This is a genomic window from Butyricimonas sp. DFI.6.44 (assembly GCF_022132345.1).
Taxonomy (GTDB): domain Bacteria; phylum Bacteroidota; class Bacteroidia; order Bacteroidales; family Marinifilaceae; genus Butyricimonas; species Butyricimonas muris.
Map to the genome: position 1 here is coordinate 52988 of NZ_JAKNJD010000018.1, position 16439 is coordinate 69426.

The 16439-nt window shown below is 46.7% G+C and carries 13 protein-coding genes; 1 reads left to right on the forward strand and 12 read right to left on the reverse strand.

Annotated features, from left to right (window positions below):
* Positions 1-4: 4 nt before the first annotated feature.
* The 3 genes from L0M98_RS20530 to L0M98_RS20540 all read right to left on the reverse strand — a co-directional run bounded on the left by L0M98_RS20530 (position 5) and on the right by L0M98_RS20540 (position 2579).
* Positions 5-937, reverse strand: a complete 933-nt coding sequence (locus L0M98_RS20530) for an ABC transporter ATP-binding protein (RefSeq protein WP_099290694.1) — start codon at positions 935-937, stop codon at positions 5-7.
* A 110-nt stretch (positions 938-1047) separates the two neighbouring features.
* Entirely contained in the window at positions 1048-1602 is a 555-nt protein-coding gene (locus L0M98_RS20535) for an RNA polymerase sigma factor (RefSeq protein ID WP_099290693.1), read from the reverse strand.
* A gap of 323 nt (positions 1603-1925) precedes the next feature.
* Complete coding sequence (locus tag L0M98_RS20540; protein ID WP_227217495.1) at positions 1926-2579, reverse strand: hypothetical protein; 654 nt, start codon at positions 2577-2579, stop codon at positions 1926-1928.
* A 271-nt stretch (positions 2580-2850) separates the two neighbouring features.
* On the opposite strand from L0M98_RS20540, the gene L0M98_RS20545 reads away from it, so the two are divergent.
* The gene (locus L0M98_RS20545) at positions 2851-3543 is read left to right on the forward strand and encodes a hypothetical protein (RefSeq protein ID WP_227217494.1); all 693 of its coding nucleotides are present in this window, start codon (positions 2851-2853) and stop codon (positions 3541-3543) included.
* A gap of 54 nt (positions 3544-3597) precedes the next feature.
* Here L0M98_RS20545 and L0M98_RS20550 read toward each other — a convergent pair whose 3' ends face one another.
* The 9 genes from L0M98_RS20550 to L0M98_RS20590 all read right to left on the reverse strand — a co-directional run bounded on the left by L0M98_RS20550 (position 3598) and on the right by L0M98_RS20590 (position 16355).
* A complete protein-coding gene (locus tag L0M98_RS20550; RefSeq protein WP_227217493.1) occupies positions 3598-6216 on the reverse strand; it encodes a zinc-dependent metalloprotease in 2619 nt (872 codons plus the stop codon).
* Positions 6217-6262: 46 nt separating this feature from the next.
* On the reverse strand, positions 6263-7153 hold the full coding sequence (locus L0M98_RS20555) for a BACON domain-containing protein (RefSeq protein WP_099290690.1): 891 nt from the start codon (positions 7151-7153) through the stop codon (positions 6263-6265).
* A gap of 27 nt (positions 7154-7180) precedes the next feature.
* On the reverse strand, positions 7181-8263 hold the full coding sequence (locus L0M98_RS20560; RefSeq protein ID WP_227217492.1) for a hypothetical protein: 1083 nt from the start codon (positions 8261-8263) through the stop codon (positions 7181-7183).
* Positions 8264-8284: 21 nt separating this feature from the next.
* Entirely contained in the window at positions 8285-9751 is a 1467-nt protein-coding gene (locus L0M98_RS20565; protein WP_186976971.1) for a RagB/SusD family nutrient uptake outer membrane protein, read from the reverse strand.
* 11 nt (positions 9752-9762) lie between these two features.
* On the reverse strand, positions 9763-13452 hold the full coding sequence (locus L0M98_RS20570) for a SusC/RagA family TonB-linked outer membrane protein (protein ID WP_227217491.1): 3690 nt from the start codon (positions 13450-13452) through the stop codon (positions 9763-9765).
* A 98-nt stretch (positions 13453-13550) separates the two neighbouring features.
* Positions 13551-14753, reverse strand: coding sequence for a FecR family protein (locus L0M98_RS20575; RefSeq protein WP_186976969.1), 1203 nt, complete (start codon positions 14751-14753; stop codon positions 13551-13553).
* Positions 14754-14818: 65 nt separating this feature from the next.
* Positions 14819-15391: an RNA polymerase sigma-70 factor gene (locus tag L0M98_RS20580; RefSeq protein ID WP_099290686.1), complete on the reverse strand. Its 573-nt coding sequence runs from the start codon at positions 15389-15391 to the stop codon at positions 14819-14821.
* Positions 15392-15473: 82 nt separating this feature from the next.
* Positions 15474-16076 (reverse strand): lysine exporter LysO family protein, encoded by a 603-nt coding sequence (locus L0M98_RS20585; RefSeq protein WP_186976967.1) that lies wholly within the window; start codon positions 16074-16076, stop codon positions 15474-15476.
* 9 nt (positions 16077-16085) lie between these two features.
* A complete protein-coding gene (locus tag L0M98_RS20590) occupies positions 16086-16355 on the reverse strand; it encodes a LysO family transporter (protein ID WP_099290684.1) in 270 nt (89 codons plus the stop codon).
* Positions 16356-16439 lie beyond the last annotated feature (84 nt).

Here is a 16439-nt window from a genome sequence, read left to right on the forward strand (position 1 = left end):
TCTTTTATATTAAAATATTTTTTCCGGATAATTGTGCGAAAACCGCGTCTAAAGAATCCCTTTCCAATATAATCTCGTGAAGGTGCCATTCATTGGCAACGCTCAATTCGATCATTTTTTTCGTGATCTCTTGACCTGAAGAAAAGCGCATGCGGAAACGGGTATCCGTGATATGTTCCACGTGCGTGATCCCGGGAATAGCGGATAGAGTTTCTATAGAAGGGGGTGTTGTCATGGAAACGATAAACGTGTTGGGTTCCATGTAATTATTGAAATCCCCAATGGTGCCGGAAAAAACAACTCGTCCCTTTTCGATCATTTCTATCGTGTCACAAGTAGCTTGCACCTCGGGTAGAATATGAGTGGAAAGCATGACGGAGTGATCTTCGGCAATTTCCTTGATCAAATGGCGTACTTCAATGATTTGGTTCGGGTCTAGCCCGTTTGTCGGTTCATCGAGAATCACGAATTTCGGATTGTGTACGATGGCTTGGGCTATTCCTACCCGTTGTTGGTACCCTCCGGATAGATTTTTAATTAATCGTCTGCTGAAATGAGTGATTCCACAACGAGCTTTTGCTTTATCCACTGCTGCTTTAACCTGTCTTTTGTCCACGAGGCGCATCAGTGCGCAGTGCGTGAGATATTCGTCAACAGTCAGATCCGGGTATAGCGGGGGCTTTTGTGGAAGAAAGCCGATGTGCTTTTTAGCTTCTACCGGATGCTCGCGAAGACTGATACCGTTAATATATACTTCGCCCTCTGTTTGATTGAGAACCCCGCAGATGATATTCATCGTTGTGGATTTCCCCGCCCCGTTGGAACCTAACAGGCCGAGAGTCCCCTTCTGCTTGATTTCGAAATTGATGTCTTTTATCGCCCATTGCACACTATAACGGTGCGAGAGATGTTCGACTTTTACTACTGCTTCTTCCATAAATTTTTATTGTGTTTCTGATTTATATTTCTATTTGCAGAACACAGCTAAATTCGAAAAGGATGAATAGGGGGTGCGTTTTTCACTTTATTTTGACATTTCTTTTAGAATTACTTTTCTGCAAGAAATAGCAAAAGAACATAGAAATAATCTTTTAATAAAGTTTTTAGTGAATCTAATGCGTTATATTTTAGTGTCTTGACGGAGTTTACAGAAATGCCTAATATTTCAGCGATCTCTTTATTTTGTTTCCCGTCTAAATACATTTTAACTATTCGTGCACTTTGCGGGGGGAGGGCATTCACGGCATCATCTATGATTCGGTAGGCTTCTTCCTCGATCACGAGGTCTTTAAAAACGGCTTCTTGGTTTTCGACTTCGGGAGAGGTGTAATCCACGGTTATTTTTTTATCTCGAATGTAATTGAAACATAGATTTTTGACCGCTACATAAAGAAATGTTTTCAAACTCGGGATGTCATTGTATGCGCTACGTTTTTCCCAAAGTTTTATGAATGCCTCTTGCACAATATCTTCCGCGGCACTTTGATCTGTGATAATTTTCATGGCGACAATACACATAGAAGGATAAAACTCTTGAAAAAGAGCTTCAAATGCCTTGATATCCCCATTCTTAATATCTCCATATGTGATTGAAACACTCATAGCACAAAACGTTCGTTTAATGCTATTTTACGATATTATCATTGTGTATTAAGCGCTTTCATGGAAATTCTTCATTACCAGTTAAAAAAAATATATTGATTTCGATTCGAAAGGATATTTTTTTTATTATTTTTGATACCATTAAACGAAGGTTTAATAATAGATAATTAAAGGGTATTTCCCTCTGACGGTAATAGGGATAGATTACCGTATTTATTTATTATCGTAATGAATTGCCTGGAATCAGCTATATCGAAATATCTTTATATATGTTTACTTGAGTTTGTTCGATTTCATTTATTTCCTGCTTTATTTTAGTTGTGTCAAACTCCCACGTATTCGCTCGGTGAAAAGCGATTCGGGTTTTCATTACCGAAAAATAAATACAGGTGTAAAGGTGTTCCATCCGGTTGTTTTGCCGGGGGAATTTCGACGGTAACCTCGCCATCGCCCCGGTGTGCATTGATGCAGGTGATGAATTGCGGGGAACGGGGTAGCGTGCCGTAGAAATACCCGAGATACACCTGATCTGCTGCATTTGCTTTCGGGCAATCGACATCGTTCTCCCACCGCAGGGTTACTGTCCAGCCGTTGCGTTCGGCACACGTGATGACCGGGGCATCCAGTGTTCCCATCGAGAAGCGGAAGGTGGGAAACGCCCACACGCCCTCGCCCGGGCGGAAGCAGCTCCCGTTGACGGTATGGAATAACGTGTCGCTCTTGGGTGCTCCTGTTTGTCTTGCCCATACACTCCATATCGGAAGTCCCCCGATGGCACGGCGGTACACTCGCCACATCTTGCGAACTTCGGTAAAGCGATTCGAGGATTGCTCCTCGCCTTCCGTTCTTGTTTTCTTGGGTCCTCGCTTGGTTTTGCAGGTTCTCACTTGTCCGCCTTGAAGAAAGAAGGTTACCCCATCCACTCGGACCGGTCCGTTGGCAAGCATTGCAAGAAGTATAGGTGATGTTCTATCCATAACATAAATGAATTAAGTATTAATAAGCTATCAATTTCGGTGCAATAGTATAAAAAATATTGTAAATATACAATAGGTTCGCTGTAGCAACGCTGTACATATACAGCGTTGCTACAGCGAACCTACAGGGAATCTACAGCGTTTCTTACGATAGTGATACCGTATTGATTCGAAAATAAAATTGAAATAATTTATGTATTCCCCTTGTATAGGGTTAATTGTGGATTAATTTTTGTATATTTGTGGGTAGGAAAAATAAAATGAAGTATCTATGGCAGAATTTGTAAATCCGGTAGGAAAGATTCGAGGAAAATACGGGAACGTGATAGGTTACGTGAGACCCGACGGGAAAAATTGTTGCAGAAGCGCGTCGTTAAAACGCAAATCCGGTGGCGAACCTCAGAAACGGCAGTCTATGGCGTTTGGGACGGTCGCGGGGAGAAAGCAGTGGTTAATGAATATAATCCGGGTGGGATTCCCCGGGGGAAACGGTTATGCCAAGGGGTTTAACGGTTTTACCGGGGCGAACGTGGCGAGTGCGGTTACCGTGGAGAAAATTGCCCCGGGAAAACCGGTGAGCAATCGTAAAAAGGCAGAGAAGGAATTCACGGGAACGATTGATTATCGTAAATTGCGCGTGGCGGCGGGGCAGTTGGTCACCCCCGTGGTCGGTGTCGAGGTGGACGCGGAAAACCGGAAGGTCGTTTTTACCCACGAGGGGATGCCCGTGGAGTCGGTGGATTGTTTCGCGGATGACAAGGTGTACGGGGTAATCCTTTTTGTGCCAAAACGGCGTTGTCGATTGCAGGAGTTGGGAACGCGGGGTGAAACGTTTGTTGCGAGCATGGAGTTCCCTAATCAGGCGGAAGCGGACGGGCTTTTCGTCTACGTTTTCGCGGGAAGAGCCGACGGGAAAGACACATCGGATTCGGTGTGCGTGTGGGAACCGGTGGATAAAGGCTGACCGAATTTTATTTTTCGATCAGCCTTTATGGATGAAACAATCCGTTTTGCCCGATTATTTGTTCAAGGCTTTTATTTTAAACAGGATCGCTTGATAGTGTGCTTTATCTACTTTGTTGGCAGTGGCGATTCGATTTTCCAGTAAAGTTTTTACTTTATTGAGCATGGTTATGTAGCAGCCTTCGGATTCATCAATGCTTTCGATTTCCAGTTTCTTTTGCCACTTGTAGCCGTAATCGAAGTTTTGTTCCAATCGTTCGGCGATGGCTGCTTGTCCTTTCTCTTTTTCGATTTCTTTCAACTCTTTGTAGTACCGTTGGGTAATACCGGATGGGTCAAGGCGGTAGTCAATGATTTCGTCCAGCGAGGGGGCATAGGCGTTGAAAAGCGGAGTTTTGCCTTCGATGATTCGGGTAGCTCCTTTCACGAGTGCCAGCATGGCGAAGCGTTGCAGCATCCGGTCATTCGCGGTCAGCTTCTTGTTGTCGATGGTGTTTTTCCAGATACCGGTGTATAAGTCATCGTAGTAGTCTTGTATCGTGTAAGGATCGTCAGACAGTTGGGCTGCCACTTGTACCTTGTTGGATAGTGTTTCAAATATGGTTTCTGCCATACCGGAAACGACACGGGAGGACATTTTCAGAGAAAGGCTTGCTTGTGGGGCGTTTGCTTGATTGTCCAACCATTCGCAGTCCCGGAGTTGGTTCAATACCCAAGTGATGGAGCGTTTTTGCAGTGTTTTGGGCAGGGCTTCGAAACGTTTGCCCGGTGTGCCTTCTTTCACCGCGGTCATGCGTATGCCGCCCACGTTGTACATCACATTGCGGAGGTAGCGGAAGTATTGGCTGGCTAGTTCTCCGTACAGTTCCTGCCGGTGCAGGGTGGTTTCGTCGTTTTGAATCCAGTCGTTCAGGTTGGCGAAGATGTATTTCAGGTTTTTGATCCCGTATTCGCCTGCCTTGATCGGATCATCGCCGAGGTCTTCCTCGATGGCAGTCGGGTCGTAACGGCTTAGGATTTGTTGTTTGCCATAACGGAAACGGGGGTCTCCGGCTTTTTCGTCCACCCATTTTTCGAGAATTTTGGCTTCTTCGGCGGAGGTTAGGTTACCGGAGATGGGGGAATATAACCATTTGATGGCGAATTCATCGTACACGCCCAAGTCGGGAGGGGTTAACCTTACACCCGTGTCACCCGGTTGTGCCACGTAGTTGAATCTGGCGTAATCCATGATCGACGGTGTGGTACCGTATTTTTGGGTGAAGGAGGCGGAACGTAATGAATCAACGGGGTAGGCGTTGGATGCGGACATGTTGTGCATTAACCCGAGGGTGTGTCCTACCTCGTGGGCGATGACATAGGCGATGGATTCCTTCACGATGTCGTCCGGCATCTTTTTGGCACGGACGGAGGGATCGATGTGTGCCGTTTGCACGAAACGCCAATTGTTGATTAGTTTGATGATGTCGTTGTAGACGATGACCGATGCGTTGATGATTTCCCCGGTCGTGGGATCAACCCACGAGGGACCCATTGCGTTCTCGATGCTGAGCGGGACGTAGCGGATACAGGAATATTTCAGGTTGTCCGGGTCAAAGTCGGGGTCGTCTTTCGGGAAGTCCCGGACTTGCACGGCGTTTTTGAATCCGATTTTCTCGAATGCCTTGTTCCACCGGAGTACACCCTCTTTTATGGGGGCTTGCCACAATTGCGGGAAGGCATTGTCGATGTAGTACACGATTGGTTTCTTCGGTTCTACCAGTTCGCCCCGTTCCCATGCGTTCATGTCTTTGGGTTCGAGCCTCCAGCGGTTGGCTATGCTGTAAAAGTTGATTTTGTCTTCCTCGGTGGAGATGTGTTGTTTCATGGTGAGGAAGATACCCACGCGGGAGTCGGATACGCGGGCTTTCATTTTGTCTTCCGGCAATAGCAGTACGGTGCGTACTACCCGGGCGGATACGTCGCCGCCGCCGCCGGAGAAGAACAGGTAGCGCAGTACGTAGCTGAACGACAAATTGGATTCTATGGTCACGTTGTCGTCGAATGCCTTGATGCTGCCTAACGAGGACAGGTCTGATTTCATGTTGGAAACGACGGACAAGGGACCCAGTTGCGTGATGATGGGGGAAAGTTCGGGCTCATTGGTCATGAACAGGGAGGTCATGTCGAAAACTACAGCCGTGCTGTCCGGATTGTATGCCAGAACGGGGTATTTTTTGATGTACACGTCTTTGAAGCTGCTTTTGACTGCCCGAGTCAGGTTCGGGTCGGATTCGTCGTACGTTACCGAGCTGGTCACGCGTTGCAGGTAGACGAGGCTGTCCTCAAGGACAAATTTCACGTGCATGGGATCCCGTCCCTTGTACCCGATGGGGCATACCGTGGGTTCACTGGATTCCGCCGGAGTGGAGGCGATCAGCATCTCCCGTGTCATGTATTTTAACGGGAATTCAAAGTAGACTTTTCCCCCGAGTTTGTGTAAGGTGATGAAATTTCCTTTCGCGGTTTGGCAACCCGGTTTCTTGAGGAGTTTGTCGTATTTGCTGACTTTCTTTTTTATGGAGTCTGTTTGAGTGGTTTTCTTTTTGTCCTTTCTCTTTTTTTCTCCTCCATACGCTAGGCTACATGGCACAAGAAGGGCTAGTGCCAGGATGAGTACATACAATTTTTTCATACATCCAGTTTTTAAAGTTAACATTTTGTTTTTATTGAGTGGTTATTTAAAAGGCTCGGATCGCTCTCACCCACCGTTTGGTCGTTTTGGAGGTGTAGGGCATACTTTTTTCGTTTGTTTTAAAGAGTACCTGATAGGCATTTTGTGCGGTCATTTCGGAAGATGCCCACAGGTGCATATTGTTGTCATAGACGAAGGGTGTTCCGCCGACGGCTTTTACCATGGCGTCGAATTGGTTCCGCCACGTGATGTTGTGTGTACCGGCAAGTTGTTTGCACCCGGTGGCGGCGAAATAAAGTTCCTGTAATTCTTGGTAGGAGGGCAGGTACCATTCCCCGTCGGGGTTGTTGCTGTTTTTGGTGTTGTATATCCAGTGGAAAATCGGGTATTTTTCGGCAAAGTCGGGGGTGTCTTTGTGGTTGTGGATGACGGTGAGCGTGTTGTTCTTGCCGTCGGTTTCCGATTGCACTTTTTCAAGAACATCCGGTACGCCCCATTCTCCTTCAAACATATCGAGGGACATGATCAGACCGTGTTCTCCCCCGTGGGTGACTTTGTAGACGATGCCGATGGGATGGGTGGCATCCGGGTACGGGTCGCCGATTGCCCGCATGCTGGCTTTTTGGGTGACCATGAGGAAGCCCGGGGTTTTGCGTGAAACGACGATCACCCGTTCCGTCCGTTCTGATTTGGTGGGGTTGGGTTCGGCTCCCACGATCACGTAGCAACTGTCACGGTCTGTTGTTATCCATGAGTTTTTGGAAGCGACGATTCGCCATTGGGGGTTGTCCGTGAACACTTCCACTTTTTGCGGTTCTCCGCTTGCCTCGAGCGTGACGGTTGTCGCCGATAAGTCCAGTGTTTCTTCTTTGTCATCGTTGCAGGCAATCACGCTACCGAGGCATAGGGTCAAGAGTAGATATATTAACTTTTTCATGTTCGTCGAATTTTAAGGTTTTCCGAATTATTTTTTTGTCATGGTTTTCAGTTCATTCGCGAATAGTAGTGCATTTCGGTATTTGTCGAGTAGGATTTCCATGTAGTATTCCGCGTATTCGTCCACGAGTTCCTGAAATTCTTGTTCCGTGAGGTCTTTCAGATCGTTTTTGTCAAGGTTTTCTTCAAGGAAGTCGGGGATGATTTCATTCATCTCTTTTTTCATGTTCTCGCGGAATAGGTTAAGGTCGTCCCCGTACAGGAGTGTGGCTTTGAGGTAGGCGGCAAGGTCTTGCGCTTTTGTCGGGGTGGTGTATTCATCGACGTCGGCGTATCTGCCGTCCGGGTTGGGAGCGAGGAAGCCGAACCCGTACCAGATGTCGAATGCCGGATGGGCATCTCTAGGGTCTTTATAGTAATTGTCAAGGACGCAGTTGTATATGGTATGCCCGGCTTCCGGGTCTGCCCATTCCGCGAGTTTCTCGGAGAGGGCGTAGAAGTTTTCGACTTGTTCCGTCGGGTTGCTGTACAGGTAAGCCCCACAGGTTGCTCCCGTGATTTCGGCAGCGAAATCATTCTGTTCCTCCGTGGTCATTCCTTGTATGTCTTCAACGTTGCCAACGGCGGTGGTCATCATTGCCGTCCATGTTTTCCCTGTTCTCATGGTGGTGGAAGAGGTCGTGTTTAATATCAGTTCCTTGACGAGTAGGAAACTTTTAGGATAGGCTACTGCCGGGATGTCGGGGATTACTTTTTGCTGGATGAATCTGACGGCGTCGTAGAGTTTGTCCCGGTCTGTCGACAACATGTATTCGACGGTCTGGTTGTTTTCTTCTATCGTGTAGCATAAGTCCAATATCTCGTAATGGATGACTGAATCGCCGTATCCGGACATACCCCTGTATTGAGAACCGATGGTGTCGTTGTAGTAGACGGATATCCTGTTGTTCTTGTAAATATCGTAACGCAATCCGTCTAGAGGGTCGTCACTGGGCTGTATGGCGAACCAGTCGATATCGGCGTACGTGGGGGCTAATTTGCCGTCATCGCTTGCACATCCGCAGAAAAGTAGGCTTGCCAAAAGGATATTTAGTAATATATTGTTTTTCATATTATGGTGTTTTTTAGGGTGTTATTCTTTACTTTCCGGTTGTCGGTCTTTGCGTCCTTCGTTTTGGAGCAGGGCTCCTTGGTTTTCGGTGATTTCGTCTTCCGGGATCAGGAGAGTCCATCCGGAAGGTTCTTCCGAGTATTTGCCCAGTACCATATCGCTCAAGGTGACGGCGGAGCCATCCTCGTAGTAGGGGTGGCGGATGCTTGTTTCGGAAGGGTATTTTGGACTGACGGCATAACGTCGCAGGTCAAACCAGCGATGTCCTTCAAAGGTGAATTCCAGACGGCGTTCGGTGCGGATGAAGTTTACAAGGTCTTCGCCGCTTTGAGTGATTTCACCACCGTTCTTGTCCGCGAATCGTTTTGCTCGCAAGGCTTTGAGCAATTCGATGGCTTCTGCTTCTTTGCCAAGGATGGCTAAGGCTTCGGCTTTGTTTAGGTAAGCTTCGGATAGCCGGAGCCCGAAGGTATCGGAATATTCACCCCCGGCAGAGGAGGCTTGTTTGTTCGGGTAGTTGTAACGGGCTCCCCCGAAATTACCCGATTTGAAGAATAGTTTGTTGCGTAAATCTCCCTGCGCATATAGTTTTAAGAATTCGTCCCGTACCCGGAAAAAACTACGGTACATGTACATATATAATTCGTTGGAACCACCGTAGGAGTTTCCACCATTCGTGAATATGGTTTCCGGTGACGTGGCGGATAGCGCTTTGCCCGCGGTCACGGTGTTGTAGTCGAGAAGGTGATATTTTGTTTTTTTCATTACGGAGTCGCAATGTTCTACGCATTTGTCCCATTCGCCCATGTAGAGGTATAGGCGGCTTAGTAGAAGGTGTGCGGCTTCTGCCGATGCCCGGAAGGTGGTGGGTTGGTCGATGCCTTTCAAGCACACCGTTGCGTTTTGTAAGTCGGAGATCATTTGGTCGTAACATTCTTGCAGGGTGTTGCGGGTGAAGTTGCGGTCTTCGATTTTTGCCGTTAGTTTCAAGGGTATGCCCAGCTCCCGGTTTGCCGTGGCTTTCGAGTAGGGTTTAGCGTAAATGTTTGTCAGGAAGAAGTAGTATCCCGCCCGGAGAAAGTGTGATTCTCCTTTGATTCGTCGGTAGCCGTCGCCTTTCTCGTCTTTGAAGTCATCGATTTCACTCAGAATGGTGTTCAGGCACAAGATGTGTTTATATAGGTTGCTCCATGTGGGTTCGGCGTCCGGGTTCGCTTCCCAGTTGTAGAATTTCAAGTATAGTTGGGTGGAAGTCGAGACGGCGGTTACGGTTCGGGTGTATTCCACGTCATCGTCCATGAGATTGAGCCATTTGCCGATGTCCCATCTGGTAGGTCCGGAGAGGTAGCCGTCGCCGATGAGAAGTTCATGGAAATCGTCGGTGCAGGATGGGTACACGGTATCCTTCGGGTATTTGGTAAGAAAATCGTGACAGGAGGTTAGTACCAGCACGATGATGAGCGATATGTAAAGTATTCCTGTTTTCATAAGTGGTTTGTTTAAAATGAAATATTCAGGTTGAAAGAATAGGTCGGACACAAGGACATGTTGATTTGTGGTGCCGAACCGTTCTGTGTCGCGGGATCTTGCCCTTTGAGTTTTTTGCTACAGAAAGTATGCAGGTTTGTTGCCGAGAAGCCCACGTAACAGTTTTTTAAATTCAGTTTGTTGCATAGTTTGTCGGACAGGTTGTAGCGTAGTGACAGCGATTGGATTTTGACGTAATTGCCGTTTACGACTCTCAGATCGGAGTTGTCGTACATTTGCCATAGGTCTGATGCGAAGCTGTATGAGATTCCCGCTTCATTTTTGGCGTTGTAGTTGTTCCACCATACTTTGTCATGAAGCGTGTTCACGAATTCGGGACCGGAAACAACTCCCGGGATGTCCGTGCGTAGTTCGTCACCGGGGACTTGCCAGCGTTTCAGAAATTCTCGGCGTACGTTTTCCGTCGGTCGGGGTGCGATGGTGCCATATCTGGAGGATACATTGGAATACATTTTTAACAGACGGATTTTAGCTCCGAAGCTGTAAGCCACGTTGATTGCCATGGTGAAGCGTCGCCATGCAAACGTGTTCTGGATTCCTCCCTGTATGTCGGGTACCCGGCTTCCGGAGTAGACCATGATTTCTTGCCACACGTCTTGCCGGTCGCTCGTTTTGTTGAATTTTTCCATGAGATCGGTTTTTTTGCCGTCGATGTAAGTGGTTTGATCGGAACCGAAGAATATGGGTAGCCCGTTTTCCGGTTCGAGCCCGATGTATCGGTATGAGAAGAAGGAGTTGAGCGGGCGACCGGCGATGTCTGCCGAGCCGTTGAGGTACATATCGTATGTGACGGTTTGTTCGAAGGATCTGTCCTTGCGTGACCGCCGGTTTACGAGTTGGTTGACGACTTGCCCGATGTTGGGGTTGAATGTCCAGCGAAATCCGTTGATGTTGACGCTCCGGGTGTCTATCGGGGTAAAGTTCATGGAAACTTCGATACCCTGATTGGTGATGACTCCTTGGTTTACCGTCCAGTTGTTCAGCCCGTTGATTTTGGATACGTTTTTAGTAAGGAAGGCGTCTTGCGTTCTTTTGTAGAAGTAGGATACGGAGCCCCGGAGGAAATTTTTGAAGAAGGAGAAGTCGAGCGTGGCGTTGTAGGAAGCTGTCTTTTCCCATTTCAAATCCGGGTTCGGGTAGTTTTGCACGGTGGAGTAGAATTCTTTCCACGTGTCTTGTATGCCTTCTTTACGGATGACGAGTTTTGCCGAGGCGTTGTCTAGCATATTTCCCTGGTAACCGAATGAAGCTCTTAGGTCTAAGGTGGTGATCCAATTGGCTTTTGGCAGGATGCTTTCTTTGATGTTCCAGCGTCCGGATACCGACCAGATGGGAGCTAGTTTCTCGTTTGCCCGGGAACCGAAACGATTGGAGGCGTCTATGCGGATGTTGGTATTTAGGGAATACATATTTTTGTAACTGTAGGAGATGGTGCCATAGAAGGAAGCCACGTTGGTCAGTTTATCTGTCCATTCGCCTATAGCCGCAGAGGTCTTGCCTCTCCATTTCATGAAATCCTCGTATTGGTTCCAATCGGTGATTTCTGCCATCTTTTTTCCCCTTTCCCGCAGATAGCCCCGGTAGGTTTGATTCAGCCCGTAGTATTGCGTGGAAGATATTTCTCCCCCCGCGGAAGCGGTGATGAGGTGAATTTGTTCGGAATCGATGAATTTGTTGAAATCCAGTTGCGCCCGTATCACGTAGGAGTATTTTTCGGAGTTTTGATAGATGAGTTCTCCCCCGAACGGAAGTTTGTTCTGGATTTGAAGAGATTTGGCGTAGAATGATTTTTCTCCATGCCAGGTTTCCTGGGTGGTGTTTGCCGTGGAGTAAGAACCGGTAATGGCGGCTTTTAACGGTTCGAGGATTTTGTAGTCTACGGTTGCCCGGATAGTCATGCCCGTGGAACGGATGTCTTGCGAGGTATTGGCTACGTCCTCGAGGATGTTGAAGTCTACAGGTTGGTTATTTGACGTGTAACGCTGGTAGTACCATAGTTCTTTGTTTTCGTTGTAGACGGGAAGTGCCCGTGTGGTGTTGTAGGCATACGTGGTGACGCCGACGTCGCCGGGTGTGTATTTTCGTTTACCCACGTCCGCGGTTATTCCCATGCGGAAGGTGAATTTGTTGTAGTTTGCTGTCAGGTTTATGTTTGCCGTGTAGCTTTTGTTGTTTTCTCCTTTTATGCTTCCGCTGGCATCGCTGAAACCGATGGACGCGTAATACCTTAAGCTGCTGCTACCCCCGGAGATGCTTAGCGTGTGTTTGTGGGTGAAGGAGTTGCGCATGAGCAGGTCGAACCAATCGGTGTTCACGGATTCGTAGTACCCGACTTCTTTCTGCATTTCTTCGAAAGTTATTTTGTTTTCCCAATAGTCCCGGAGCGGTTTCTCGTATCCCATCCAAGTTTGTAAATCACCGAAAGGTACTCTTTTTTCGATGAGTTCCCGGGAATAGGCGATTCTTTCGCGGGAGTCCATCATGTTCACGCTGTTGTCCCCGTAGTGCGGGCGGCGCATGAAGCTTCCCGATAAGGAGTAAGAGATGGTGGGTGGTCCGGGTTTGCCTTTTTTGGTCGTGATGACGATAACCCCGTTGGCGGCACGAGCCCCGTAGAGTGCGGTTGCCGAGGCGTCTTTCAGTACGTCGATTTGTTCGATGTCTTCCGGGTTAAGTCCGGATATGGCGTTGCCGACCAGATTGACGAAGTCTAGATCGTTGATTTGTTCCGGATCGACATCCACGGGGTTCTCCTGTACGATGCCGTCGATGACCCACACGGGTTCCTGTGAACCGAGCACGGTGGATGTTCCTCGGATGCGGATGCGTGGTGCGGCTCCGATTTGACCTGAGTTTTGCATGAAGGTCATACCGGGAATGTAGCCTTCCAGCATTTGGTCAATGGATTGCAATCCGGCGACAACGATGTCCGAGGCTTTGATGGATTGTATGGCACTGGTCGTTTTGCGCAGGTCGATTTGTTGGTAACCGGTGTTTACGATGACCTCGTCCAGCATTGCCGATGATTCTTTCATCACGACGTTTATGGTGTCCTTGCTTTTGTACTTGATTTCTTGGGTTTCCATGCCGATAAAGGAGTAAACCAAGATGATGGAATCCAGTTTCGGAAGTACGATTTGGTACCACCCGTTGATGTCGGTGGAGGTGCCCATCTGACCGGGTTTCAAGCGAACGGTTACACCTGCCAGTGGGTGTTTTTGTTGATCCGTTACTTTTCCCACGATACGGATTTCTTTTTTACCTTCCGGTTCGATGGGTTTTTCACGAATGATTACCACGTTGTCGTCCCACAAGTATTCCAGCCCGAATTCGGGTAGGAGTTCGTCCAGAATCTGTTTGAGTTCTTTGTTTTTAGCAACGAGGTTGACTGTTCCTTTGTTTTTGATGAGGTTGTGATTGTACAAGAAATCACATTTTGCCTGTTTCCCGAGTTCTTTGAACACGGCGGTCAAGGATACATTCTGCATATTCGCGTTAATTATCACTCGTTGAGAGAAGACGTTTGCTTGTACTGTCATGAATGTACAACATAAGATGAACCATGCGAATTTCATAAAGATTAACATTTTACGCAACGAAATCCAAGGTATGGTTTTCGTTCCCATTCGTTTTTTTTCCATAAATTTGTAGTTGATAGTTATACATGTTACACCTATTACTTGCAAGGCTATAAGTGTAATTTAACTTGGAGATTGGGAATTGATGGATTCCCAATTTTTTATTTTTTCTTTATCGTTACACTCCTTTCTTTAATAATGAATTTAATTTCGTTGGTTTGTTCAAATTTTTTCAAGAGGTTTTCTACATTCTCGTATCTTTTCAGTCGACCGGTGAAGAGAATGTCTTTTGTTTCCGGGTTTTGGTAGAATATATTCAAATCATACCATAATGCCAGCGTGGACATGATCTCTTGTAAAGACATTTGTTCGAATTTGTAGTACCCTGATTTCCATGACGTGTAGAGTTCCGTGTCTACTTCTTTTATTTCGGTTTTCCGGTTTGTCGTGTTGTAGGTGATTTGATTGCCGGGGGTGATGTCATAGCTTTTACCCCGGCAGGTGACTTGTATTTTCCCTTCTTCTAGTGTTGCTGCCGTTTGTTCCTGTGTCGGGTAGGCTTTCACGTTGAATGAGGTTCCCAGTACGCGGATGGACATCTGTCCCGTTTTCACGATGAAGGGGTGAAGGGTGTCTTTGGCAACTTCGAAATAGGCTTCCCCGATAAGGCATACTTCTCTGTTTTTTCCCGTGAATCCGGTGGGATAATGGAGTCCCGAACCGGAGTTCAAATATACTTTTGTTCCGTCGGATAGTATCACTTTGTATTCGGCTCCCATGGGTACGGAGAGGGTGTTGTATGTGATATTCTTGGTCGTGGAGTCCTTTGTGTCGTAAATTAGGGTATGGGCTTGGTTTTTGATCTCAAAAGTGCTGTCAACCACGATGTATTCCTGTTGCCGGGCGTCTAGTGGTATAATTTCTCCCGTAGCTAGTTGTAACAGGGCTTTGGATTCTCCCGGTTTTATTTGTTGGGCTGCGGGTGTGGGTGTTTTTATTTCGGGGTGATGATTACTACTGAAATAGTAGAACATTCCCAATGTGATGAGGATACTTGCTGCCGCGGATAACCAGGCAAGATGTTTTTGTTTCTGTCGTTTTGCTTCTTGTGTCTTGATTCTTTGTTGTATTTGTTCAAAAAGGATTTTTCTGTCGTTACCCCGCAGTATGCCTGAATTTCTTTCCATGAGTGAACGAAATTGTTCGTATATGGCTTGATTTGCCGGATGGGTTTGTTTCCATGTTTCGAGTAATCGGTTTTCTTCGGCGGACAATGGTTCTCCGGATAGGTTGCCCGCTAATATTTCATAGATGGTTTCCGGTATATCCAAATAATCCGTGTGTTCGTTATTTTGATTCTCCATATTTGATGCTTTTTATGGAGATAGCACCGGAACTTTGGTTTTGTGTGACAGGGAAAATTATTTTTTTACATTTTTTTTCTACACTTTGTCCAAAGAAGGAATAGTGTGATAAAGATATTCTTTTGTAATTTTTCCCGCAGGAATTTGAAAGAACGTCCCATTTGTTTTTTGACGGTATTGATGCTTATTTGTAGTTTTTCTGCAACTTCTTGATATTTCATGCCTTCCAGACAGATCATGAGGAATATTTTTCTCCGTTCTTCCGGTAGTTCGTTTAATGCTTTATATAGCGCTTCGTCGTTCCACTCTGTTTCGTCGGCGTTTAAGTTTTCTTGCTCATCTTCTTTTGCGGCAATATAATATTTCTTTCTCCTTTTTTCTCCACGAAGATGATTGAGGGCGGCATGTTTGACGGATTGAAAAATGTATTGTTCCAGTCCGTTGGGAAGATTGGCGAAACGGCGGTGTACCCAAAAATCGACAAAACAATTCTGAACGACATCTTTTGCTGCTTCCGGGTCATCGAGCATTTGATTGGCGAACAGCAGCAATGTGTCATGATAGGTTTCAAAAAGCAGCTTGAAGGCTCTTTCTTCATTTTGTTTAAATAGAGATAATATGGTTTCCGCCTGTCCCATAGTACGTGTTTAGATTCTACAAATATAAAGAATAAAATTATCTTACAAACTTTTGACTTTTAAATTTAACGTGATGGTGTTTTTATATCGTGCAGAAGAAAGTGACGAGAAAAGGTACACTCAGGTCGACGGTTATCCCGTGGACGATGGAGATGATCACGAACTCTTTGCCGCAGAACTTGGTGATAATAGGTAGTGTGGTGTCGGCAGTGGTGGCGCCTCCCACGGAGATGGGGGCTAGTTTTCCGAAATAGCGGATTAGGAGAGGGGCTGCCAATAGGGCAAGCAGTTCACGCATGATGTTTGAGACAAGGGCGATGGTGCCTAGTTCGGCTCCTTTGTATTGGGTGATGAATATGGAGGAGAGGGAGTAATAACCGAAGCCCGATCCCACGGCAAGGCAATCCGTGATGCTTCTGTCGCTTAGGGCAAAGCTGATGAGGGCGGACCCGATGAGGGTGCCGATGATGGTTGCCAAGGGGACAAGTATGATTTTTAAGTTTTGTTGTTTTAAGGCTTGCAGGGCTTTTTTGTCACTCCCGATGCTGATGCCGACAAGGAACATCAAAGCGTACAAGGCGTATAGGGTAGGGGCTTCTGCGGTTAATATGGCGGGAATATCAATGAAGCGTCCTAGCAATACTCCGGCGATGAAGAATGAAACAATCGTGATGCTGCCTTTCATGAGTTGGTTTTATTTAGACGGAACAAAGAAAAAACGATAGATGCCCCACGCACAAAGGACACTTCCCGCCACGGCGGCGAGGGTGATTAACAGGGCGTCGTAACCGATAGTAGCCAAGTTGTTCATGATGTCCCCGTTGGCGCCGACCGTTATTCCCAGTAGAAAAAGTAATAAAAAAATAGCGTAGTTGATCAATTTATACACGATCTTCAAATTCCTCTCCCGGAAGAGGTATCCCAGAATGATCCCCGTGACCATTAATCCGATAACAATACCCATAGTTTGACAATTATTTTATCGCGAAGCTACGATTTATTTTTAAAAACACTATCTTTACAAGAGACGTGTACAAATTGAAACATT

Coding starts and splice junctions, on each gene's coding strand:
- L0M98_RS20585 (WP_186976967.1), bottom strand. CDS start 16,076: ATGAAAGGCAGCATCACGATTGTTTCATTCTTCATCGCCGGAGTATTG.
- L0M98_RS20570 (WP_227217491.1), bottom strand. CDS start 13,452: ATGGAAAAAAAACGAATGGGAACGAAAACCATACCTTGGATTTCGTTG.
- L0M98_RS20590 (WP_099290684.1), bottom strand. CDS start 16,355: ATGGGTATTGTTATCGGATTAATGGTCACGGGGATCATTCTGGGATAC.
- L0M98_RS20560 (WP_227217492.1), bottom strand. CDS start 8,263: ATGAAAAACAATATATTACTAAATATCCTTTTGGCAAGCCTACTTTTC.
- L0M98_RS20555 (WP_099290690.1), bottom strand. CDS start 7,153: ATGAAAAAGTTAATATATCTACTCTTGACCCTATGCCTCGGTAGCGTG.
- L0M98_RS20565 (WP_186976971.1), bottom strand. CDS start 9,751: ATGAAAACAGGAATACTTTACATATCGCTCATCATCGTGCTGGTACTA.
- L0M98_RS20530 (WP_099290694.1), bottom strand. CDS start 937: ATGGAAGAAGCAGTAGTAAAAGTCGAACATCTCTCGCACCGTTATAGT.
- L0M98_RS20545 (WP_227217494.1), top strand. CDS start 2,851: ATGGCAGAATTTGTAAATCCGGTAGGAAAGATTCGAGGAAAATACGGG.
- L0M98_RS20550 (WP_227217493.1), bottom strand. CDS start 6,216: ATGAAAAAATTGTATGTACTCATCCTGGCACTAGCCCTTCTTGTGCCA.
- L0M98_RS20575 (WP_186976969.1), bottom strand. CDS start 14,753: ATGGAGAATCAAAATAACGAACACACGGATTATTTGGATATACCGGAA.
- L0M98_RS20580 (WP_099290686.1), bottom strand. CDS start 15,391: ATGGGACAGGCGGAAACCATATTATCTCTATTTAAACAAAATGAAGAA.
- L0M98_RS20535 (WP_099290693.1), bottom strand. CDS start 1,602: ATGAGTGTTTCAATCACATATGGAGATATTAAGAATGGGGATATCAAG.
- L0M98_RS20540 (WP_227217495.1), bottom strand. CDS start 2,579: ATGGATAGAACATCACCTATACTTCTTGCAATGCTTGCCAACGGACCG.